The organism is Aequorivita marina (assembly GCF_031631895.2).
Classification (GTDB): Bacteria; Bacteroidota; Bacteroidia; order Flavobacteriales; family Flavobacteriaceae; genus Aequorivita; species Aequorivita marina.
On sequence record NZ_JAVMBW020000012.1, the window covers coordinates 24,125 to 47,486 of the forward strand.

General features: G+C 38.1%; 18 protein-coding genes. 13 read left to right on the forward strand and 5 right to left on the reverse strand.

The window, feature by feature from the left end; translation table 11 throughout:
* Positions 1 to 19: 19 nt before the first annotated feature.
* The 11 genes from QPK98_RS12030 (at position 20) to QPK98_RS12080 (ending at position 12,478) form a co-directional block, all read left to right on the forward strand.
* Positions 20 to 673, forward strand: coding sequence for a succinate dehydrogenase cytochrome b subunit (locus QPK98_RS12030; protein WP_310993670.1), 654 nt, complete (start codon positions 20 to 22; stop codon positions 671 to 673).
* A 7-nt stretch (positions 674 to 680) separates the two neighbouring features.
* Positions 681 to 2,591, forward strand: coding sequence for a fumarate reductase/succinate dehydrogenase flavoprotein subunit (locus tag QPK98_RS12035; RefSeq protein WP_310993672.1), 1,911 nt, complete (start codon positions 681 to 683; stop codon positions 2,589 to 2,591).
* Between the two features lie 148 nt (positions 2,592 to 2,739).
* Positions 2,740 to 3,483, forward strand: a complete 744-nt coding sequence (locus QPK98_RS12040) for a succinate dehydrogenase/fumarate reductase iron-sulfur subunit (protein ID WP_310993673.1) — start codon at positions 2,740 to 2,742, stop codon at positions 3,481 to 3,483.
* A gap of 330 nt (positions 3,484 to 3,813) precedes the next feature.
* Entirely contained in the window at positions 3,814 to 4,452 is a 639-nt protein-coding gene (locus QPK98_RS12045) for an HdeD family acid-resistance protein (RefSeq protein WP_310993675.1), read from the forward strand.
* A 230-nt stretch (positions 4,453 to 4,682) separates the two neighbouring features.
* Positions 4,683 to 5,474 carry an SDR family NAD(P)-dependent oxidoreductase gene (locus QPK98_RS12050; protein WP_310993676.1) on the forward strand — a complete coding sequence of 264 codons (792 nt, stop codon included), beginning with the start codon at positions 4,683 to 4,685 and terminating at the stop codon, positions 5,472 to 5,474.
* A gap of 3 nt (positions 5,475 to 5,477) precedes the next feature.
* Positions 5,478 to 7,250: an alginate export family protein gene (locus QPK98_RS12055; protein WP_310993677.1), complete on the forward strand. Its 1,773-nt coding sequence runs from the start codon at positions 5,478 to 5,480 to the stop codon at positions 7,248 to 7,250.
* Positions 7,251 to 7,260: 10 nt separating this feature from the next.
* On the forward strand, positions 7,261 to 7,722 hold the full coding sequence (locus QPK98_RS12060) for a hypothetical protein (RefSeq protein WP_310993679.1): 462 nt from the start codon (positions 7,261 to 7,263) through the stop codon (positions 7,720 to 7,722).
* Between the two features lie 39 nt (positions 7,723 to 7,761).
* Entirely contained in the window at positions 7,762 to 9,447 is a 1,686-nt protein-coding gene (locus QPK98_RS12065; RefSeq protein WP_310993681.1) for an amidohydrolase, read from the forward strand.
* A 125-nt stretch (positions 9,448 to 9,572) separates the two neighbouring features.
* A complete protein-coding gene (locus QPK98_RS12070) occupies positions 9,573 to 10,349 on the forward strand; it encodes a glucose 1-dehydrogenase (RefSeq protein WP_310993684.1) in 777 nt (258 codons plus the stop codon).
* A gap of 263 nt (positions 10,350 to 10,612) precedes the next feature.
* Positions 10,613 to 11,395: a hypothetical protein gene (locus tag QPK98_RS12075; protein WP_310993687.1), complete on the forward strand. Its 783-nt coding sequence runs from the start codon at positions 10,613 to 10,615 to the stop codon at positions 11,393 to 11,395.
* Positions 11,396 to 11,398: 3 nt separating this feature from the next.
* Entirely contained in the window at positions 11,399 to 12,478 is a 1,080-nt protein-coding gene (locus QPK98_RS12080; protein WP_310993688.1) for a PCMD domain-containing protein, read from the forward strand.
* Between the two features lie 274 nt (positions 12,479 to 12,752).
* Here QPK98_RS12080 and QPK98_RS12085 read toward each other — a convergent pair whose 3' ends face one another.
* The 5 genes from QPK98_RS12085 to QPK98_RS12105 all read right to left on the reverse strand — a co-directional run bounded on the left by QPK98_RS12085 (position 12,753) and on the right by QPK98_RS12105 (position 19,986).
* Positions 12,753 to 14,369, reverse strand: a complete 1,617-nt coding sequence (locus QPK98_RS12085) for an MFS transporter (protein ID WP_310993690.1) — start codon at positions 14,367 to 14,369, stop codon at positions 12,753 to 12,755.
* Positions 14,370 to 15,431, reverse strand: a complete 1,062-nt coding sequence (locus QPK98_RS12090) for an HlyD family secretion protein (protein WP_310993691.1) — start codon at positions 15,429 to 15,431, stop codon at positions 14,370 to 14,372. It abuts the gene before it with no gap.
* Between the two features lie 22 nt (positions 15,432 to 15,453).
* Positions 15,454 to 16,776 (reverse strand): TolC family protein, encoded by a 1,323-nt coding sequence (locus QPK98_RS12095; protein WP_310993692.1) that lies wholly within the window; start codon positions 16,774 to 16,776, stop codon positions 15,454 to 15,456.
* 98 nt (positions 16,777 to 16,874) lie between these two features.
* Complete coding sequence (locus tag QPK98_RS12100) at positions 16,875 to 17,708, reverse strand: helix-turn-helix domain-containing protein (protein ID WP_310993696.1); 834 nt, start codon at positions 17,706 to 17,708, stop codon at positions 16,875 to 16,877.
* Positions 17,709 to 17,892: 184 nt separating this feature from the next.
* A complete protein-coding gene (locus tag QPK98_RS12105) occupies positions 17,893 to 19,986 on the reverse strand; it encodes an amino acid carrier protein (RefSeq protein ID WP_310993772.1) in 2,094 nt (697 codons plus the stop codon).
* A gap of 1,138 nt (positions 19,987 to 21,124) precedes the next feature.
* Here QPK98_RS12105 and QPK98_RS12110 point away from each other — a divergent pair.
* Together QPK98_RS12110 and QPK98_RS12115 are read left to right on the forward strand one after the other, a co-directional pair.
* Positions 21,125 to 22,189 (forward strand): PDDEXK nuclease domain-containing protein, encoded by a 1,065-nt coding sequence (locus QPK98_RS12110; RefSeq protein ID WP_310993699.1) that lies wholly within the window; start codon positions 21,125 to 21,127, stop codon positions 22,187 to 22,189.
* A gap of 83 nt (positions 22,190 to 22,272) precedes the next feature.
* A complete protein-coding gene (locus tag QPK98_RS12115; protein WP_310993700.1) occupies positions 22,273 to 23,295 on the forward strand; it encodes a hypothetical protein in 1,023 nt (340 codons plus the stop codon).
* The last annotated feature ends 67 nt before the right edge of the window (positions 23,296 to 23,362 follow it).

A 23,362-nucleotide genomic window follows, 5' to 3' on the forward strand; every position in this document is an offset into this window, starting at 1 on the left:
ACGGTGAAGCCTCATGAGTATGTTTTTTAGAAAAAGTATTGTTGCCGCTACAGGATTGTTCCTTTGCATTTTTCTTATTGTACACTTGTCTGCAAACGCATTGTTGCTGCTGCCCGAGGAGACTGCCCGCGGACTATATAATTCGTACTCCACAACTTTAAGGGAAAGCCCCGTGATAACGATAGTGGCCTACCTGCTATACCTATCCATTATTTTTCATGTGGTATATGCTGCAATTATCACCTATGGAAACCGAAAATCTAAGGGTGGAAAGTATATTTTAAATAAAAAAAATAAAACTAGTTCGTGGAGTTCCCAGAATATGGGGCTTCTAGGAGTTTTGATATTGCTCTTTATTGTTGTGCATTTAGCTAATTTCTGGGCGCGCGTCAAATTAGGGATTGGTGAAAATGTAGGTCTCGATGTAGCGGGAAATACAGACGTTTATGAAGTTGCTTTTATGCTGTTTCACAATATTTATTATGTTCTTTTTTATAGTATTTTAATGATTCCTCTGGGGTTTCATATTTATCACGGACTTAAAAGCGCATTTATGTCATTGGGTTTTTATCATAAAAAGGGACTTCGGATATTGGCTAAAATATCGCTTATTTATGCAATCATCATGAGTATAGGTTTTGGGGTTATTCCTCTAATTGTTTACTTCAAATAATAAGACCATGAAATTAAATTCAAAAGTTCCTAAAGGTAAGCTGGAAGATAAGTGGAAAAGTTATCAGGCTGAATCGCGTTTAATTAATCCAGCCAATAAAAAGAATCTAAACGTTATTGTGGTTGGGGCTGGACTGGCCGGATCTGGTGCTGCAGCTACATTGGCAGAGCTGGGGTATGATGTGCAGTGTTTTTGTTATCAAGATTCAGCGCGAAGAGCACATTCAGTGGCTGCCCAAGGTGGAATCAATGCTGCAAAAAACTATCAACACGATGGCGATAGCGTTTACCGTATGTTTTACGATGCATTAAAAGGAGGAGATTTTAGGTCGCGCGAAGCCAATACTTACCGTTTGGCCGAACTTTCGGCACCATTAATAGACCACTTTGTGCAACAGGGCGTTCCTTTTGCCCGAGAATATGGTGGGGTATTGGCCAATCGTAGTTTTGGTGGTGTCCAAGTGCAACGTACGTTTTATGCAAGAGGACAAACTGGACAACAGTTATTATTGGCTGCCTATTCCCAACTATATAAAATGGTAAGGGCTAAAAAAGTTGAGATGTTGCCAAGGCACGAAGTATTGGATCTTGTTATTATCGGAGGAAAGGCAAAAGGCGTTATCACTAGGAATTTATCCACGGGTGAAATTAAGCGCTTTGCTGCTGATGCTGTTGTTTTGGCTACGGGCGGATACTCTAGAGTATTTCGATTATCTACTTTGGCCATAGGCTGTAATGGAAGCGCAATCTGGAAGGCACATAAAAAAGGAGCCTATTTTGCAGCGCCTAGTTTTACACAAATCCACCCTACGGCGCTTCCTCAAACTAGCGATTCACAATCTAAACTTACCTTAATGTCTGAGTCGCTTCGGAATGATGGCCGTATTTGGGTACCTAAAAAGAAGGGAGATACCAGAAAGCCCAATGAGATTCCCGAGGAAGAAAGAGATTATTATCTGGAACGACGTTATCCCAGTTTTGGAAATCTCGCCCCTAGAGATATAGCTTCACGTGCTGCAAAAGAACGTATAGATGCGGGGCATGGAGTGGGGCAATTGAAAAATGCTGTTTACTTAGATTTTAAGCACGCCATTAAAAATCTTGGGAAACACGTTATAGAAGATCGCTACGGGAACCTGTTTACCATGTATAAAAAAATTACGGGGATTAACGCGTACACCGAACCGATGAAGATTTCTCCCGCTGCTCATTTTTCAATGGGTGGGCTTTGGGTTGATTATGAGTTAATGACAACTATTCCAGGTCTTTATGCAATAGGGGAGTGCAACTATGCCGATCATGGAGCGAATCGCTTAGGCGCAAACTCCTTGCTACAAGCTAGTATAGATGGCTATTTTATTCTGCCAAATACTATAAATAATTACCTTGAAGGGGAATTAAAAGAGAAGCATCCTGGCGTAGAGCACTCAGAATTTGCTAAGGTTGAGCGCGAGGTAAAAGCACAAATAGATAAAATAATAGCAATAAACGGAAGCAGAACTGTTGACGATTTCCATCGTGAATTGGGAAAGGTAATGTGGCAGGAATGTGCAATGAGTCGTAATAAAGAAGGGTTAAACCGTGCAATCTCTCAAATAAAAACCATAGGGAAAGAATTTTGGAAAGATGTGAAGGTAACAGGGGGTAAAAATGAAATGAATACAGAGCTTGAAAAAGCTTTGCGTCTGGCCGATTTTATTGAATTAGCTGAGTTAATGTGTATAGATGCGTTGCAACGTGAGGAGTCTTGTGGCGCACATTTTAGAGAAGAGTACCAAACCCAGGAAGGAGAAGCCTTGCGCAACGATGAAGATTTTGCTTATGTTTCGGCTTGGGAATACAAGGCTGGTGATTTTGTCTTGCACAAGGAAAAATTAGACTTTGAAAACGTACAGCCAAGTGTGAGAAGCTATAAATAAAAAGTTTTCGGATAAAATAGGAATTCACGCTTCATGGAAGTCTGCCTGAGTAGCTTTTGGGGAGTCGAAGCCTTTTTGGTTAACACTTTAACAAATGCGTATTCAGACAAGCTCGGTGTAATATGTGAATATTAAAAATGATTGGTTTATGAAAATAACATTCAAAATTTGGAGACAGGAAAGTACTGAAACCAAAGGGGAATTAAAGACCTATGAAACAGATGGACTTTCTGAAGATATGTCGTTTTTGGAAGCTTTAGATCATTTAAATGAAACCTTGGTTTTAAAAGGTGAAAAAGTAATTGCCTTTGAATACGATTGCAGGGAAGGTATTTGTGGCCAGTGCGGTGTTTTTATTAATGGACGTGCTCATGGACCACATGATAATATAAGTACTTGCCAGCTACATATGCGCAGTTTTAAAGATGGCGATACTATAATAGTAGAGCCGTGGAGGGCAAGTGCGTTCCCTATTATAAAAGACCTTGTGGTAGATCGTTCTGCTTTTGACCGAATTATAGCACAGGGAGCTTATATAACCGCAAAAACAGGTACGGCACCCGAAGCCAATTCGATTCCAGTTGCTAAGCAAGTCTCTGACGTGGCAATGGACTCGGCGGCTTGTATCGGTTGTGGAGCCTGTGTGGCTACATGTAAAAATGCTTCGGCAGCGTTGTTTACTTCTGCCAAAATAAACCATCTCAATACTTTGCCACAAGGACAACCAGAAGCACATAACCGCGTATTAGATATGACCGCCCAAATGGAATTGGAAAACTTTGGTAGTTGTACTTTCACGGGAGCCTGCGAAGTAGAATGTCCTGTGTCGATTTCAATACGAAGTATCGCCGAAATGAATACGCGTTATGTAAAGGCTAAACTATTTGGTTAAAAGTATTGCAACGACGTTCAAAGTCTTCAAGTTCAAAGTCTGAAAAGCTTTACCATTTTTAAGCATTGGTCTTCACATAATCTATGAAAGATTTAGTTTAACAACAAATTGGCTAAATTAAGTTCGGTTAGTTCCGAACCAACCGTATATTTGCATTATAAATTAATTGGTGCTTTGGATTAAAACGGTTGCAAGTACTTCTTCAAGATAATGTTCTGGTTGAAGTTTTTGCTACAAAACTATGATGATATCAATTGATAATTAGCTTATTTGCCCTGTTTAAAATCAAAATAGAATAATATATTTTAAATTAACTAAACCCCAAAAATCATGAAAAACTCATTTTTAAATTCTATCAAAAATTCAATTAAGCATTGGTACATTCCGTTACTGGTTGGTTTGCTATTCGTTATTGTGAGTATCGTAGTATTTACATCGCCAATAACTTCTTTAATGACATTGTCCCTTCTTTTTGCCCTTTCGTTTTTATTCGGTGGCCTGTCTGAAATTGTCTTTGCAATAGCCAACAGAAGCCGAATGGATAACTGGGGCTGGTCCTTGGCATTTGGTATTTTAACCTTTATTATTGGAACTTCTCTTGTAATGCATCCGGGGCTTTCAATTAGTGTATTGGCTTTTTATATAGGGTTTCTACTTCTTTTCCGTTCCATATCATCAATAAGTTATGCTATGGATCTTAAAAAGTACGGAAGTAAAAACTGGGGCGGCTTGTTAGTCTTTGGCATTTTAGGTGCGATATTTTCATTTTTATTAATCTGGAACCCCGTATTTGCCGGAATGAGCGTAGTTGTTCTAGTTGCTTTAAGCTTTCTGTTTGCAGGCCTTTTCAGTATCCTTTTATCGTTTCAACTTAGAAAAATACACAAGTCTTCTAAAAACATTTCAGCTAAGTTAAGAGCGCGTTATGATGATATTATGGAGGAAATTAGAGACGAATGGGATGATTAATTCCGTGTATAAACCTTAATTCTTCTTATAAACACAAAATATTGTTTAATGTTTTATTAAAAAATATGAACAATTGTGGTGTTTTTAATTACCTTACACAAAATACCTAACGAAGGGTCCATAAAAAATTTTGCTGTTAAATAGTGTCGTGTATTACTATTGTTGTAAGAGACGCTATTTAAAGATGATTTGGGCTGACTTAATATGTACTAATTTTTAAAGAAAACTATATGAAAACAATTAATGAATTATTCGATTTTAAAGGAAAAGTAATTATCATTAGTGGTGCCGCAGGTGCTATTGGGAGTGAGGCTTCACGATTCCTTAGCGCATTGGGAGCCAATGTGGTTATGGCCGATTTGGCAGAGGAAAAAGTAAAGAAAATCGCCACTGATATTGAAAAGGAAACCGGAAACGCAACCTTGGCAATGAAAATCGATTTCACCGAAGAAAATGAAATTGAAAACCTTGTAAAAGCAACAGTAGATAAGTTTGGAAAAATCTCTGCTGTAGTAAACAACGTGGGCTGGGGTGCAAATACACCACTTTTTGGATCTGATTCTGAGAAAATGATCGATGGATATAAACTCAATACCCTAAGTGCCTATAATTTGACAAAATTCTGTATGCCTTATCTTAAAAAGGAAAAGAATGCCTCGGTAGTATTTTCAGGATCTGCGGTTGGCAATACGCCCTCGCCAGAATTTATTGAATACAGTACAGCTAAGGCAGGTCTTTTGAATATGTCGCGAAGTATGGCAGTTGCCTCAGGGCCTGAAGTGCGATTTAATTCTTTAATTATTGGTACGGTAGATAATGGTGAATCTTCTAAAGAAGCTGGTTATACCCAAGAAATGATAGACAATGTAGTAAAGGGAATTGTGCTGAAAAGACGAGGTCTTCCAGAAGATATTGCCCAGGCAATGGCATTTTTATTGAGCGATGCCGCATCTTGGATTACTGGTATTGAGCTTACCGTTAACGGTGGGGGTGTTTATAAGAGTAAAATGCCCACCTCATAAATCTTGAGAGTTTTTCTTACATATAATAATTTAAAAACAGGATTGGGCGGCTTTTTATGCTGCCTAATGCTGCTTTTGTCTGCGCAATATTCAACAGCCCAACAAACTCAAAAAGTAAATCCGCAGTTTGCAAACGGAAACTTTATTGAAGATGTGCAGATTGAAATTCTGGACGCTTCCAGTAGAGTAGGTGTAGGAGAACAAGATATGCAGGATTTTTACAATGCTTTTTTTATTAAGCCCGGTACCACTTTTAATCCGTTGATCACAGATTTGGCCATTGCCCGAATCAAGGAAGAGCCCAATGTGACCAATGCTTACTACCTATTGTATGAATCCGTAAATGGTAGCGGAACTATTGGTCGTTCCTTATCCTTGCAGATTTTTGTAGAACTTACTGAAACGACCGAAAAAGAAAAAAAAGTCAAAGGAATCTTTTCGAAAGAAAGAGGAGACTTTCCCTTGTTATATGAGTCTGGTCAATCGCAATTCAAATTTCTTGTCAACGGTGGCGTGGGGCTTTATAACGATGAAAATGCGTTGTTTGCTAAGGGCGAAGCTTTTACGCAGGGCAATCCGATAGCCGATGCTCCTGCTGGAGATGAGACCCGCTTTTGGCTGGAAGCTTTTGTGGAACCAGGAGTTTCGGGGATTTCAAAATTGGGCAGTTCCAATATCTATTGGTATGGTGAAGCTTCTGTTTTGGCTTCCGCTAGAAATACTTCGGATATTTATTCGTCGGGAAGGGCTGGCCATATTGCTTTTGAACGCCTCTACACAGGATTTTTAATGACCGGTTTGGGCAAAAACAGCAACATTACCATAAATGCCAATTACGGTAGAAATTTTTTTCAACTCAATGATGGCTTTTTGTTTTCAAGATATTCGGGTTCGTCCAATGCAGGGCCGCGTGGCAGTACTTATATTTCTTCGCGAACAACCTATCAAAAAAACGCAAATCTTTCGCTTCAATGGGGGAAATTCCGCTTGTCGGGACACTTTTTAGAGCCACAAGAACTGTTTAAGGACAAGCAACAAAACACCAATTATACCATAGGAACCTTTAACTTCAACAACAATAAAAATCTGGATGCCGGAATTTCGTATATAGCAACCACTGGCGGCAAGTCAAAGTATGCCACCCCAGAAGGTTCTATTCAGAAGAAAGGAATGTACGTGATTAATCCAAAGTTATGGCTTACCGACATTGGTGGCACTGGTTTATTCTTTAAATCGGAATATGCCTATCAAAACCATACTCAGGAAGATATGCAATCGTACGCATGGTACTCAGGGCTTGGCTATAGCTTAAAGAAATTACCTACTAAACCATCGGTTTATTATCGTTATGCTTTTATGAAGGGCGATGATGCCAGCACCAATACTTACGAACGCTTTGACCCTATTTTAACGGGTGGTTTAGGCAATTGGGTGCAAGGCCTTAATTTTAGAAAGGTCTTGGGCAATGGCAACTTGGTTTCGCATCGGGTAGAGGTAACCAGTTGGGTAACAAAAAGTATGGCCTTATCTTTTGATTATTTCTATTTGCGCGCCAACAGTTTAAGCAATAATGGTGGATTGGCTCCCATTACTGATTTAACCAATAAGGAATTGGGACACGAATTTACAGCCACTCTTAAGGGACTAATAAAAGAACATTTCACTTTGTTGGGTGTGGTTTCTTATGGTATTCCTGGCAAGGCAATAGATCAGGCTTTTGCTGAAAGTGTGCCGAACTGGCTTACCGTACAAGCGGCTATTTTTATTAATTACTAAACCAAAAACTATGGATCCAGAAACAAACTCAAAATTAATAAAAGGCGCCGTCCTCACGGGAGTCATTAACGCAGTAATTAACGGCGGAATTCAATATTTCTTTTTAAAAGGGCATGAATCTATTCCTATCTCGGTAGATTCAATAACCAATACTACCGAAACGGTTTTGGGAACGGCGGTTGTTCTTGCCATTACCTTGTCTATGATTCTTACTTTGGTCGCTTACTTCGGAATAAAGGAGGAAAAAGCTCCTTTCTGGCCAACTACTTTTTGGCTCACAATAAAACACGGCTTTTTCACCTTTGGAGTACTGACTTCCTTAGCGGTTTTATGGCAAAAATATATGGGAACTGTAGAAGTTTCCCTGATCTCAGCCTTAATTATTATTGGGGTAATTGCTGGAATTGTGTCTGGTTTTGTAAATTACCTTACATTAAAGGAAAGTACTTTAATTAAAGAACACAAAAAATAAATTATGAAATAGATTATCTATCTATTTGTACTCATAGCTGTGAGTTTTAGTTGTAAAGACACCGAAAAAAAATCGGAAACTAAAACCACCAGTACAGCTGCACAACTATATTACAACGGCGACATCCTTACCATGGATTCTGAAGAGCCTGTCTATGCCGAAGCTTTGGTAGCAGAAGAGGGTAAGATCGTTTTTGTAGGCGATAAAGCTAAAGCGGAAGAAAATTATGCCGATGCTAAAAAAATTGATTTAAATGGAAATACACTGCTGCCCGGTTTTATAGATCCGCACAGCCATTTTGGGATGGTAAGCAACACGATGGGGCAGGTAGATTTGAATTCTCCGCCAGTGGGCGATGTAAAAAATATTGCCGATGTTTTAAAAAAAATGAAAGCATATAAAACCGAAAATAACATTGCTGATGGCGAATGGATTTTTGGTTGGGGTTATGATGAGAGCCAGTTAGACGAAAAACGTCACCTCAACAAAACCGAAATAGATTCGGTATTACCAAACAACCCGGTTTATCTTGTACATACCAGCGGCCATATGGGCGTGGCAAATTCTATGGCTTTAGAGAAAATGAATGTTTCTGCAGCAACAAAAAATCCCGAAGGCGGAAGTATTGAACGAATGCCAAACTCACAGGAACCGGCCGGCCTAGTGCAGGAAACCGCGATGTATCCTTTTGTGGGAAATATGCTGAAAATTTTGGAGAGCAAACAAGCCGAATTTTTTCCCGCAACCCAAGATAAATATGCTAAAAACGGTATAACTACTGCTCAGGACGGAATGACCGACCGCAATGCTATTGAGTTTTTCCAGTCGCAAGCAGATTCCGGAAAACTGGAAATGGATCTTATTGCCCTGCCCGGTTTTTCTGAATTGGATAAAAATCTAAGCGATTCTACTTTAGTGTGGAAAACCTATAAAAATGGATTTAAACTACAAGGCACTAAAATAATTGCCGATGGTTCCCCGCAAGGAAAAACAGCCTACTTTACAGAGCCATTTTTAACCGAAGTTCCCGGATGTGAAAGCGATTGCAGGGGATTTCCAAATTTATCGCAAGAAGCCCTAAACGAATTATTTCTAAAAGCTTACGAGGCAGATAATCAGTTGTTTATTCACAGTAATGGCGACGCTTCTATAGATATGGTGATTTCCGCACACGAAAACGCTTGTAAAAAATTAGAGCAGCCTTTAGATAAGGACCGTAGAACGATAGTAATTCACTCACAATTTGTACGTCCCGATCAATTGGAAACATACAAGAAATATAACATGGAGCCTTCTTTCTTTACTAACCACGCTTACTTTTGGGGCGATGTACATGTAGAGAATTTAGGAGAAGAACGCGCTTTCTTTTTAAGTCCTATCGCTTCCGCAGAAAAACTGGGCTTAAAATATACCAATCATTCCGATGCTACAGTAACGCCCATAGATCCAATTTTCACGGTATGGACAGCTGTAAATCGCGTTTCCAGATCGGGCAAAGTTATTGGCCCAGACCAAAGAGCTACACCTTATCAAGCCTTAAAAGCCATTACCAGTCACGCAGCTTATGAATTTTTTGAAGAAGGCCAAAAAGGAAGTTTAAAAGTAGGGAAATTGGCCGATATGGTGGTTTTGGATAAAAACCCGCTTAAGGTAGAACCTATGAAAATAAAGGAAATAGAAGTGTTGGAAACCATTAAAGAGGGTAAGACTATTTATAAAAAATAAACTTCCTCGGCACAAGCCTGTACGGAAATATTTAGAAAAATCTTTTGATTTCGAGCTAAGCTTCGGAACCTTTAAATCTCGATTATCGAGTAAAAAATAGAATTTTAATTAAAAAAATAAGCATTATGGATACATCAAAATTATTTGATTTAAAAGGAAAAACAGCTATCGTAACCGGTGGCGCAAACGGAATAGGAAAAGCAAGTTGCGAGATGCTTGCGGCTTTTGGTGCCAATGTGGTGGTTTCTGATTACAATTTGGAAGATGCCAAAAAAACCACGAAAGAAATAAACGACAACGGCGGGAAAGCAATTGCTATAGACTGCGACGTAACCAAAGATGAAGCTTTGGTAAACTTGGTTGATAAAACCGTGGAGAAATATGGCGGAATACACATTTTGGTCAATAATGTTGGCGGTGGCGGCGCCGGAAAGGAAAGTCCGTATGACATTGATGTGGAGCAATTTAAAAAAGTGTTTGAAATGAATGTGTTTAGTATGTGGCGTCTGTGCCAATTAGTAGCGCCTCATATGAAAAAATCGGGTTACGGCAGTATTATCAATATGTCGTCCATGGCTTCGGTAAATAAGAGTCCGGCAATTAGCGCGTATGCCTCTTCCAAAGCCGCCATAAATCACATGACCCGTAACTTGGCGTTTGACTATGGCCCAGATGAAATTCGTATAAACGCTATTGGACCGGGAGCGGTAAAAACCCATGCTTTAAGTACGGTTTTGACCCCAGAAATTGAAAAAAGAATGTTGGCACACACACCCATCAATCGTTTGGGAGAACCAGAAGATATTGCAGGTGCAGTACTGTACTTTGCAGCGCCAATTTCAAAATGGACCAGCGGACAGGTAATTTTCGTGAATGGTGGTGGCGTTCAAACCTTGGATTAATAATTTATAGCTTTCACAGATGGATTGCGATATCCATCTGTGAATTTTTTACGCTGTTACGTGGTATCTTAATCATTTAAAATTAAAGTGGCTGCTGACGGCAGAAATTATTTGTGAATGATTCAGGTTTAAAAGCTATAGAAAACGGAATCTTTTATTTTATATCAACTTTATTAATTATCACTACCATTTCTGGGGGTTATAATTTTTTTGAAGTATTTAAAGCGAGAACAACCTTCACATAAAAAACTTAAAATATTATTATGGCAATAAAATACTTCTTACTACCAGTTTTTATTCTCTCTTTTTGTACTGCTAATTCTCAAGTTACTCTTGATAAAGATGAAGAAGAAGAAAAAAAATACACTCCCTATGAGTTGCTTTCAAGCTACTACAACACTGACTTCAATCCGTATGAGAAGGGAACGTATTATTTCGGTTTTGCAATGTCATTGGAAGATAGGCAATCGGAAAATACCGAAAACATTTTTCAAAAGACTATTGATGGCGATAAGGTAAACTTCGACTTGCTGATTAAGGGTGGTTATTATTTAAATGATTACACAATGATCGGTCTCAATTTCAATATTTACGAAAATAAATTTGAGGGTGTTCTGTTTAGAGACCCCGATACCTTACAATCCAAAACTATAACTAGAGGCTTTAGTATTACACCCAATTATCGAACCAGTATTCCGCTTACTTCAAATGAAAGATTAAGCTTTTTTACTGCTGTTGGACTCACGTTGGGCAAGAGTAACACCTTAAAACGAGAAGTTAAAAACCTGGATGAAGTTGATAAGACCTTTTCTGAAAATTATAATCTCAGGTTGGGAATCAGTCCTGGAGTAACGTTTTTTGCTATGGAGAACTTTGCCTTGGAGGTACAACTGGATGTGCTTGGGTATGAACTGAACGTAGAGAATAAAACCAAGAACGAGATTGATGAGTCGCGCGATGTACGCCACAATGTAGATTTTAAAATGAATTTGCTTTCCTTAAAAGTAGGTTTGGCCTATTATATTATGAACAATAAAAAACGCTAAAACATGGATTTTAAACACATTTTACTGATTTTAGGAACAGCGCTACTTTTAACATCGTGTATAAAAGAAGATCATTTTGGAGAATCTGAATATGCCAATATTAAGGAAATTGCGGTTAGTAATCAATCTGGTAATGCTGAGATAGATAGAGCTAGTGCAAAAGTAACAGTAGAAATTCCCGGAGGTGTAGATTTATCAGCTATTACGGTACAAACCTTGGAACTGTCGTCTTTTGCTAGTAGTAATTTGGCAGAAGGAGATGTTATAGATTTAAATGACGAGGTCTTGATACGTATTATTTCAGAAAACGGAACGGAACGTAATTGGGCAATCAATGCGTTTGTTGCTTCGGAAGCTCCACAATTAGATAACAATGACCTGAATAAATGGTATGAAACGGCAACAGGCTATTTTGAGCCGGGAGAAACCGCCAATAACACTATTTGGGCAACTGGAAATAGAGGTACGCAACTGTTGAATAGATTGGCAACCATACCTAAAGATTTGGGCAATGGCAACTTGGCGGCCCAAATGGAAACACTGGATAACGGACCACTGGGAACAATTTTTGGAGCTCCCATCTCTTCAGGTTCACTTTTTACCGGCATCTTCAATCCTGATGCCATTGACCCAACAAACCCAGCCGCTGCCACTGAATTTGGAACACCTTTTACTGGCAGACCCGAAAAACTGAAATTTAAATACAGTTATATACCAGGAGAAATAAACAAGGATAAACAAGGGAATGTTCTTGATTACAGCGATGCTTGCGATATATATGCACTTTTGGAAGTTCGTCTGGACGGTGAAGTACAAAGACTTGCAACAGCATGGTTTAGAAGTGACACTTCACAGCCCGACCTATCCACCATGGAAATTGAATTTACGTATGGTCCGTTAGATGCCAGTTTTCCCGATTATATGAAACCGGAAAATAACCTATATGTAGATGCCGAAACGGCTGCGTATATTTTGCCTACACATATTTCCTTTGTGTCGGCCTCAAGTTTTGATGGTGATAAATTTGCCGGCGCAATTGGTAGCTTGCTTGTAGTGGATGATATAGAGATGGTATATGAATAACCTATAAACGTATAATCGCCAGATTAATTTTATCACGCTGAGGTTGGAGGTGGGTGACATTCTTATGTAAGTCGCTTACTTTTACTCACTCGAAATAACATTGACCCAACTAAAGTTTGCACAAGATAATCTGATTGCCACACTGAAACATTTGGAAGAATATATTGAGTTCTTCCTAAATACCTAAAAACCCTGCTCCAAACCAAAGCTTGAAGCAGGAAAAATAGATTGGGATCACTCCCAAATCAAGGCATCGTTACAATGTTATTATCAACTATACCGCTGTTCCACTGGCTGCGGTGGCTTCGGTTTTTACTTCTTCTTCGTTTTCACTTTCCACCTCACGTTTATAGCCTTTTACACTTTGTCCTTTTAAACGTTTCCGCAGTAAAACGAGTTTGCGTTTTCCCAAACCTTCTAAGTTTAAAAAAGAAACATAAATCAATACTGCGCCGCCCAATAACACTAAAAGACCATAAATTCTCTTGGTAGAAATCATTAAAGCATCTAAATTTAGGTTTTTATATAAACTCATGGCGCCCTGCTGTGAAAACGCCGATGCATCTAACTTCCCGGCAAAATTGGTCATCACTTCCAGATTCCAGATACTGTCTATATAGTTAAACGCCAGGCTCCAAATGGCGGGCCCTAACATAGTTCTGGTAATGATAAGTACTGCAGCCACTCCCAAAGTTGCATCCATAGATAGGTTGCTAAGTGCATACAACCAAACCCCAATAAATAGCACAGCCATTCCGAAACCACGTAAGATATTAGGTAAAATAAGAAGTTCATAACTTAGGTTTGGTGATACCAAAAAGTACATCAATACATAGTAAACCAAAAATGCAGTAAACCCTGTAAGAATATAAATTTTTAAGGATTTATTTTTGGTAAGCCATTTTAAACTAAAAACACTTCCCAAAGCAATCCCGGGGATCATCCATAGGTTAAAAGAGTTGTCTAATACTGTACTATACCCTAAAATTCCCTGAGTGATCTTACTTTGCAAAGAACTTCCGGCAAGGAAAAACCCCAGCATAAACAACATCATAATCCCGTGAATTACATTGTAGTTTTTTAGCGTTCTAAAGTCAACAAAAGGCATGGGAACTTTTCGCTGATGGATAGCATAAAAAATAATACCGACCACAATCACAACAGCCGCAAGCACAATGTTTTCTGACCTAAAATAATTGAGTTGTTTAGCAAAGGAAACGAAATAGGCAATTGCAATAAAAATGGTGGTGTATAAAAACAAGCCCCACCAATCTACTCCTTTTAAGGGTACTTTTTTGTCATAGCGTAAATTATGCATAAACACTACGGTTAGCAAGGCACAAAACAGCATAATTATGGCCATATAAAAGTGCATATTTTCCCAGAAGCTAAAAAAGCCTACCCGAGTTGCTAAATAGCCAACCACTTGTGGAATAATAATGGCAGCAGGATAAAAAATACCATAAAACTGCGCTCGGTCCCCTTTGGGGCTTATCATCATCATAACCGGCATAATCACTTCAATTAGGGCAAACATTTTAAAGAAGCCTATAAAAAACGTACAGATAACAATTACTCCTACACTATCTGTGGTACCGATGATAAAAGACAAAAGGGCTAACACCAAAAATGTACGTAGCATAAGGTATTTGGTGTAAAACGCCAGTTTATACCTAAAAATAACTGGCATGCTCACACCCATTCCCACAACGCCGGCATAATTGGCAAAAACTAGCCAGGAGTTTGGCATTCCCAAACTACCAGACATATAGCCAATATTGCCTGTATAGACTCCGTTAACTACCAGAATGGGCAATAGGAAAACTAATACCAGTACAAGTTGCGCCGGTTTAGGAAGCCAGTCTGCAAATAAACCTTTATTGTACATCATTTAGTCGTTTAGGGTCATTACCACATTCATTCCCACGCGTACCTTATTCAATAGTTTTTGGTCGTTGTTTTGGGTAAATTCTATTTTTACGGGAATGCGTTGTTGTACTTTCACAAAGTTTCCTGCAGAATTATCGGTAGGGATTGCTGAGTATTCCGAGCCCGTTGCAGCCGAAATGGAGGTCACTTTCCCTTCAAACTCGGTATCGCCCATCGCATCTATGGTGAAATCTATCACATCGCCTATTTCTACCAGAGGTAATTGAGTTTCCAGTAAATTGGCTTCAATCCACTTGTTATTTTCCTGTACCAAAGCAACAATTTGCTGCCCGGGTTGTACAAACTGACCTTTGGTAACGGTTCTTCTTCCCATCACCCCATCTTCGGGGGCAGTGATTACTGTGTATTTTAAATTGAGTTTTGCCCGATCTAGAGTAGCTTCTGCTGCTTCAATTTGTGCTTCGCTTACTGCGATTTTAGACTGGGTTTCATCGGTAGAAAGTTGGGCAGTGCTTTTTTGCGACTGCATAGCATTGTACTGCGATTTTAAAGTTTCTACTTGAGTTTCCATTTGTTGGTATTGTTGCAGGGTTACCGCATCCTGATCTAACAAATTTTTATAACGTGCCAAATCTGCTTTTGCATTTTGCAACTGTGCTTTTACCCCCAGAATATTAGCTTCTACCGTGCCTTCGCTAGTGCGCACCCGTGTTACCGAAGATGCCACCGAGGCCTTATTTGCTTTTGCCTGACTTAAACCTGCTTGGGCTTGAGCCACAGCATTTTTAAATTCGGTCTTATCTAAAATAACTAAGGTGTCACCTTTTTTTACCGATTGGTGCTCTTCAAACTTTATTTCGTCTATATAGCCAGAAACCCTAGAGTTTATAGGACTGATGTAAGATTTTACCTGCGCATCATTAACATAAGTATCGTCGTTAATGTGTAGATAGTTCTTTATGATAAACCATATTGCCACTAGGGTAATGATAAATACAAAACCATTTAAAAGCGTTAAATACAGTTTGTTCTTGGGTTTATGTTTTTTCTCTGAATCTGCCATGATGTATTTTTTTAGTTGAATTTTAAAGTTGCCCGGTAACGCGCAGTAGTTTTACATAGTTTAGGATTATTGCCGTCTGGTCGTCCAGGGTTTGCAATTCGGCTTCCAACTTGGTGTTGGAGGCATCAATAATCTCAATAACCGTAACTAATTGGTTGTCGTATTTAAGTTTGGTAATGCGGTAGTTTTCTGCTGCTGCCTTTTCGTTAACCCGGCTCACTTCTTTTTGCTTAATAGCCTGTATATAATTATTGTAAGCATTATTTACGTCGGCTTCAATCTGCTGACTGATCGCAGTTTTCTGTAATTTAGATTGTTCTATCAATTGTTTGTCAACTGCAGCCGCTTTAGGATTTTTATACAACGACTCAATATTATAAGACAAATTGAGTCCTACTTGGTAGGTGTTGGAGTAATAATCTACGGGGTTTGCGCCGGTTTGTGGTCGGCTGGCATTATAACCGGCAAATGCTGCCAATGTTGGGAACATATCTGCTTTGGTAAGCGCCAGATTTTTTTCAGCTATAGCAATTTGTGTATCGCTAATACTCAACTGCGGATTGTTATTAAATGCCATCTCACGGTAAAAAAGTTCATCTTCTCTTCTAATTTGGTGGTTGATGTTACTAATATCGGGAAGGATCATAATGTCTTCTTCTATACCAGCAAAAAGGCGTAGATTTTTATTGGTAATTTCAATAGCATTCTGCACCTGCAGCATACTTTGTTCTAATTGTCGCTCTAAAACTTCGGCTCGTAAAACTTCGTTTTTAGACACCATATCCTCTTTATAAAATGCCTGTACATTATTCACACGCTCCTGAGCCAAATTTTTATTTTCTTCCAGAATCCTCAACTGGTTATGCAAATTGTATAGGTTTAGATACAATTGCGTGGCATTTAGTTTTATGGCCTGATCGGTATCTTTTAACTGATCTTCGGAAAGATCTTTACTCAATTCTGCCAATTGGATAGATTTATTGATCTTACCACCGGCAAAGAGCAATTGATTGGCCGAAACATTAAATTGATGTCCAAAATTGGGAATATCAACTTCATTTATATGCTTCCAATGTTTGTCATAGATGTTCACATCGCTTAAATACATAGCTTGCATATCGGCACCAATATCTGGCAGCCTATTGGTTTTTACGTTTCCGATTCGGGCATCAGCTACATCTACCGAAGATTTAGCAAGTTTTAACTGTATGTTATTGGCCATCACACTATCTGCCAATTCTTGGATGGTCATTTTGCGAACCTCCTTTTCCTGCGCCGATGATTGCTGAAATGCAAACACCAGTAAAAAAACCGGAATACAAAATCTATTAATTATTTTTTTCATATTGATTGTCTGTTTAATTGAAGCGCAAAGTTATGTAATGCTTAAGCTTCTGAAATACTTGTATTTACAGAATAGATGTCAAAATGTAAGATTTTATCTTAATCCTGATAATTCTTTCTGAATTCGCTGGGGCTCATCCCGGTATTTCGCTTAAAAAAATGACTAAAAGTATACGGGTCGATAAACCCCAATTCTAAAGCAACTTCAGATACGGGCATGAGCGAACCAGATAATTCCTTCTTGGCTTTGCTCAACAATAACCGGTGTATAATTTCCTGCGCGGTCATTCCCGTGAGTTGTTTTATGGTTGCCGAAAGATGCCGTGTGGTTACGCTTTGCATTTTGGCATAATCACTTACTTTTAGTCTAAAATCTCCTTTTGTTTGTAAATTCTGAAAAAAATGAAGTGCTAACTTCTCTTTTTGAGTAGTGGGTTGCGAGGCCAATTGGTTGCTGTGATCTAATTTATCTATTGCACTGTATAAAAAGGAGTAATTCAAATGCCGCAGTATCTGATTGGAAAGGTTTATGTTTTGATGATCCTGAAATTGACGCGCAATATAACCAGCCAAAAACCAAAGGTCTTCAAAATCGTTCTTCAGAAGTGTAAAACTAAAACGGGTATTGGTATAAACGTACTTAAAAACATCGATTAAGTTAAGTTGAAAAGACATTTTCCGAATTTCCTGTCTGTCGTATTCCAGTAATAACAATTGGCAAGCAGAAGACACCTCCACAATGTTTACAGGCTCCTGTTTAGCCGAAACGCTTAAACTACTTTCTTTTGCTACATACAACTCGTTCGATTTTAACTTTACTTCACCTTCTTTTACGAGTAGAAAAAAAGGTGGCGAAAGTTGATACACATCTTCGTTATCCAAAAATTCTTGGATTGCTTTTTCAGTATAAACTTTAAAAGATGATTGGTCCATGCTGCATTTTGGGCTTACAGCATTCAAGGTAACACTAAATATTTTAAAACATTAAGAAAGATCGTTCGGATTCAAAAACATATAATGCCTGCAAGTCTCTTAAAATGTGATTTCTATTATAGTATTACCAGAAATTAAGGCAATCGGTCTCACACCTCAATTCTGAAATCTCTCGTCTTCCCAGTTAGGCTTCCACTTTCCTAAACTTCTCATTGATATAGAGTTTTCCTTTTTTTAATTTTTCTAAATACGCATTCATATCGGCATATATTTCAGGAGAAAGGAGGTATAGTCCTGCAATATTAGGGAACGACATTGCCAAGATCATCATATCTGCAAAGCTGAGAACGGCGCCCAGACTTACAGAAGCTCCTAATACTACAAAAACTAAATACATAAGTTTGTACACCAATTCGCCCTTTTTGCTTCGGCCAAATAAATACGTCCAAGATCGCATTCCGTAGTAAGACCAGGAGACCATAGTAGAAAAGGCAAACAAAAACACTGCGATTGCTAGGACTACGGGAAACCAAGAGACTACACTTCCGAAGGCAGCTGAGGTAAGTTCAACCCCGCCCATTTCTAAATTTCCTTCGTGTTTTCCGGTAAAGATTAATACCAGGGCGGTCATGGTACAAACGAGCATAGTATCAATAAAAGGCTCTACTAACGATGTAAAACCATCGGCAATTGGTTGGTTTGTTTTAGCGGCACTATGCGCAATTGCAGCCGATCCCACTCCGGCTTCACTTGAAAAAGCAGCCCGTTGTAGCCCTACGATAAGGACTCCAATAAATCCACCTTTTAACGCATCGGCAGAAAAGGCACCGTCAAGAATTGCCATAAAAGCCCCACCGAGGCCTTCAATATTAGTACCAATAACCACCAAACATCCAATTATATATAGAATAGCCATAAAAGGAACTACTTTTTCGGTAACCTTGGCAATACTTTTAATCCCACCAATAATCACGATTCCAACTAAGGTAGCAAAGCCAACGCCAAACCAGAAGCCTTGACCTTGCAGCACTGGAATTTGTTCTGATACAATTTTAAAAGCCTGGTTGGACTGCAGCATGTTTCCACCGCCAAAAGAAGCACCTACACCTAAGACAGCAAACATTGCGGCTAAAAATTTTCCCAATCGTTTTAAGTTTCGTTTTTCAAGACCATGGCGTAGATAATTCATTGGGCCACCAAAAATACGGCCATCGGCATCGATAAACCGATATTTTACACCCATAGCACATTCGGCAAACTTCAGCGACATTCCGAAGAATCCGGCCATAAACATCCAAAATGTGGCTCCGGCACCACCTAAGGATATAGCAACCGCTACTCCCGCAATATTCCCTAATCCTACAGTAGCCGATACCGCAGTAGCCATAGCCTGAAAATGTGTAATACTTCCGGGCGCATCGGGATCGTCATATTTTCCTCTTGCGAGGTTTATGGAATGTAAAAACCCTCGAATATTGATAAATTTTAGCCTAAAGGTGAAAAATATACTTCCTAAGATTAACCAGATAACAATAAAAGGGATGGTATTGGTTACCACTTCACCGTTTGGATACAACAAAGCTTGTGGTTTCTTGAAATCAATCCGGCCTAGGGTGAGTTCTTCAGCGGTTGATGCCTTGGAGGATGGTGTAATTAAAGTATCTTCCTTAATTATATGATGCAGAGTTCCGTCATACTTTGAGAATACCATTGTTTCTTCGCCGTCAACTTCAAGCAGTGCAATCTCTTGTTTTTCGGTTACTTGCGCGCCTTCCGGAACCAGCCATTTTTTTAGTAGGTATTGTTCGTGTTCAATATTTGAAAATGGTGGCGAGAGGTCTTCGTGCGAAATATAAACCGTAGGATCATAAACCCCAATGGAAGCAAAGGGGTCCCAGAATAGAATGGCTCCTAGTACATCTACGGCGGGTTGTACCTTGCTGTTAAAAACTTCAACGATAGATTCTGCAGGAATACGGAAGGTTTCTGAAGTGGATTTTCCATTAGCGTCAATTACGGTAACCGAATGGTCCATGCCTTCAATTAACCCTATAGAACGGTCTGAGCTTAAAGAAGTGGAGGTGTTACTCCATTTGTATTGGTACGGCGGTTGGCCACCTTTAACTTGAATTTTTGCGGTTGCATTATTTATCTCAGACGAAGGATTGTCTAATATCAAGTTAAGGTAAAGCTCGTTGTTAGGTTGATCCTGTGCCTCAACAAGAGCAGTTTGCAGTAGAAAAAAGGAAAATAAGAATAAAATAGACGATTTAAGCATCAATTTATGGGGTTTTATCAGTTTTTTTATCAAAAAATGCAATTTAACCATAAGGATAAGTCCTCCAAAGGTATTTGCCTATTTTCTTAGTTTTCTGGTCAAGAAAGTGGCCTTGTATGTTATTTTACGAGCATTCCTCTTGGTTTGACTTGGTGTTTATAAACTTTCAATTTTATTGCAGAACCAAGAAGATTTCCGAATAAAAACAATTGATTGTTTTTTCAGTTTGTGTCTAGTCCTGGTTCTTGTTTCCTTTAGCAGAGCGGTCTGGATTCTTTAACTGAACATAGTGATTTTTAACACAACCATTATAAACTAAAATACGGTCTATTTTGCACTTGAACGATTAAACTAAAACCGTAACTGTTAATTTTTTTGGTTCTAGATTGAATGTAGTGGGTAGATTAATTTTTGTAATAATAAAAATAGGTCTAACAGTTAAAATTGAATCATGTAAATATAATTGTTCATTTTTTTCATTGCCAAAAAAAACGTGTGCATTACTCTCATTCGTGCCTCACTCGTCACATGCAAGTAAAAGGCTAGGCTGAGCAAAACTTTACTAAAAATCTCCCTCGTTGCGGTGCAAACTAAAGGCTCGCTTCAGTTAGTTCAAGATTTTGAATTATTCAAGACAGCTAAAATTAAAATAATTCAATCGGCTGGCGCAAGTTTGCTTAACCCTCCACTCTCCCGATAACTATCGCGGATCATTTTTCACGTAAACTTTTACTAGGCCAAAACTGCACTTATAAAATTTTGATCTTTGATGAAAATCACCCACTTGAAACAACATAGAGCCATTTTTTAAGGTAATCAAGATAAAGGATTCGATAGTTTTAATATATTTGAAAGCGAAGCCTATTATTTTATCCCCCTGAAAAATTTAAGATTAGTTAAGCGGTTGGCCGGTTGGGTTTGGAATTGCGTGTTGGGTTTTGAGCGATTATTTAGAGGAAGTGGTGCACGGATAATATATGTAAATTGGCTTTGTGTGTATTGTATATAGATATGTTGGCATTTATTGAAAAGCCGCGTTCTGCAATATGAGAATGGCTGAATTGAAATCTCGTACAGCTGTGCGAGATTTTGTATTTTTGACTTACTATCACAAGCGTGCGAGAAATCCAATTACTAAATGAATGACTTAAAACAATATGACAATTTTTTCAATGAGATAATCCGGACCATTAACTCTACACGATATGAAGCATACAAATCGTTAAATAAGCACCACATAGGACTGAATTTTGAAATTGGAAAATTAATAGTCAAGAATCAAGACACCAATAATTGGGGGAAATCAATTGTTGACACTTTATCCAAAGACATAAACAAACAGATTGATGGAATAAAAGGATATTCGTCTCAAAATTTATGGCGGATGAGACAATTCTATCTTGAATATAAGAATGAAACTGAACTTCTGAAGTTAGCGATTAACATACCTTGGGGGCAGAATCTGCTGATAATGCACCGAATAAAGGACAGAGAAGAGCGTAAATATTACTTAAACGCTACGGATAAATTAGGTTGGAGTAGAGCGGTTTTGTTGAACCAAATTGAAGCAAATGCCTATAAACACCACTTGATTGATCCAAAACAGAGCAACTTTCAAGAAACACTTCCTGCTAATCTTTCGGAACAAGCGAATGAAGCTTTAAAAAGTGAGTATAGTCTTGATTTTCTTGGAATCAATAAGCCTATTTTAGAAAGAGAATTAGAAAATCGACTTATAGAAAATATTAGAGACTTGCTCTTGGAGCTAGGCTATGGGTTTACTTTTATAGGAAATCAATACAGGTTAAAATTAAACCAAAAAGAGTATTTCATTGACCTGCTTTTCTATCATAGGTTTTTAAAGTGTTTGGTAGCCATAGAACTGAAGACAGTAGAATTTGAACCTGAATTCGCAGGTAAAATGAATTTCTACCTTGAACTGTTGGACGAGCAAGAAAAACAACCAGACGACAATCCTTCAATTGGAATAATACTCTGCCCTACCAAAGACACCATTGAAGTTGAATACACTTTGAGAACGAATAAAAAACCGATTGGAGTTTCAGAATATAAATTAACGCACGAACTCCCGAAAAAACTAAAAGGAAAAGTACCAAACTCGCAAGAATTAAAACAAATGCTAACAATGGCTATACGTAATGCGGGCGAAGAAGATAAAAACGAAAGGGACGCCAATAAATAAACTTTGTGCTAAGATGAAAGGTTATTACTCTGAAACTGCGTACTACGCATAGCCGAACCGTTAGGCACAATTTGAAAAAAACTATGAGATACACATTATACTTATTAATTTTTACAGTATTTTTTGGATGCTCGAAAACTATAGAAATTCGTGCTGAAAAATATTTTGAACATATAAATAATGCTGAACTCGCAATTTGTAATGAAGATTTTGAAAAATCATTGAGCGAATATGAAATTGCGTTTGGTTCAATAGAAAAACCATTTGGAAAAGATATTTTCAATTCTGCATTGTCAAGTCAATTAATAGAGAATTACAAGAAAAGGAATTATTACCTACAACAGATAGTTGACAATTCAGATGAATTAGATTTTGTGAAATCAGTTTTTGTTGGAAAATATATGACTGAACAAGAATGGAAAAAGTTAATATCAAAAAAGGAATTGAGATACGACAAAGCCTTACGAATGGAATTTAATGAAATTCATAATAGAGACCAATTGTTTAGACCAATGTATGATACTCACGATGATACGATAAATTTAAATCGGAAAATAAACTTAAAACGAATATTGGAATTTACAGACTCAAACGGATTTCCATCTCAAATGGAATTAGGATATAGTAATTATTTAAGAAACCAACCACACGATATTGTTTTGCATCATACAGCGCAAAGAAGAAGTTACGATAAAACTGTTATAGATTTAGAACCTATTTTAAAAACTGCTGTAAAAAATGGACGATTTGACCCAGAACAGGCAATTTTCTATTTGAACTTTCAAGATGACCAAGAGAAAGGAAAGCTTGAAGTTTATTCCTCTTGGCAATATAAACATCCACTTTTACCAGATAGTTTAAACAATAAAGTTTGGTTTCCTAAATTAAATGAAGAGCAGTTATCTAAAGTTAATGAAAAACGGAAAGAATGGTATGCAAATTCAATATCTGATATTAAGGCTAAAGCAAATTTCTTAAATAAAAGTCACATTCCTTTTATTTTCAGTTCAGTAAAAAAGTTAATTGGAAATATGCCTGAAGATTCTGACAAGGAAAAAGCATTGGAGCAGTACAGCGGATTTACAAACTTTATGATTGAAAAGTGAAAAAGACTGTGCTTAACAACGTGCCCTATAAAAAGCACTAATCCCGTTCTTTAAATATAACATCTAA

Excerpts from the sequence above, each read along its gene's own strand:
- QPK98_RS12030 (WP_310993670.1), top strand. The coding sequence starts at position 20 with ATGTTTTTTAGAAAAAGTATTGTTGCCGCTACAGGATTGTTCCTTTGC.
- QPK98_RS12035 (WP_310993672.1), top strand. The coding sequence starts at position 681 with ATGAAATTAAATTCAAAAGTTCCTAAAGGTAAGCTGGAAGATAAGTGG.
- QPK98_RS12040 (WP_310993673.1), top strand. The coding sequence starts at position 2,740 with ATGAAAATAACATTCAAAATTTGGAGACAGGAAAGTACTGAAACCAAA.
- QPK98_RS12045 (WP_310993675.1), top strand. The coding sequence starts at position 3,814 with ATGAAAAACTCATTTTTAAATTCTATCAAAAATTCAATTAAGCATTGG.
- QPK98_RS12050 (WP_310993676.1), top strand. The coding sequence starts at position 4,683 with ATGAAAACAATTAATGAATTATTCGATTTTAAAGGAAAAGTAATTATC.
- QPK98_RS12060 (WP_310993679.1), top strand. The coding sequence starts at position 7,261 with ATGGATCCAGAAACAAACTCAAAATTAATAAAAGGCGCCGTCCTCACG.
- QPK98_RS12070 (WP_310993684.1), top strand. The coding sequence starts at position 9,573 with ATGGATACATCAAAATTATTTGATTTAAAAGGAAAAACAGCTATCGTA.
- QPK98_RS12075 (WP_310993687.1), top strand. The coding sequence starts at position 10,613 with ATGGCAATAAAATACTTCTTACTACCAGTTTTTATTCTCTCTTTTTGT.
- QPK98_RS12080 (WP_310993688.1), top strand. The coding sequence starts at position 11,399 with ATGGATTTTAAACACATTTTACTGATTTTAGGAACAGCGCTACTTTTA.
- QPK98_RS12085 (WP_310993690.1), bottom strand. The coding sequence starts at position 14,369 with ATGATGTACAATAAAGGTTTATTTGCAGACTGGCTTCCTAAACCGGCG.
- QPK98_RS12090 (WP_310993691.1), bottom strand. The coding sequence starts at position 15,431 with ATGGCAGATTCAGAGAAAAAACATAAACCCAAGAACAAACTGTATTTA.
- QPK98_RS12095 (WP_310993692.1), bottom strand. The coding sequence starts at position 16,776 with ATGAAAAAAATAATTAATAGATTTTGTATTCCGGTTTTTTTACTGGTG.
- QPK98_RS12100 (WP_310993696.1), bottom strand. The coding sequence starts at position 17,708 with ATGGACCAATCATCTTTTAAAGTTTATACTGAAAAAGCAATCCAAGAA.
- QPK98_RS12105 (WP_310993772.1), bottom strand. The coding sequence starts at position 19,986 with ATGCTTAAATCGTCTATTTTATTCTTATTTTCCTTTTTTCTACTGCAA.
- QPK98_RS12110 (WP_310993699.1), top strand. The coding sequence starts at position 21,125 with ATGAATGACTTAAAACAATATGACAATTTTTTCAATGAGATAATCCGG.
- QPK98_RS12115 (WP_310993700.1), top strand. The coding sequence starts at position 22,273 with ATGAGATACACATTATACTTATTAATTTTTACAGTATTTTTTGGATGC.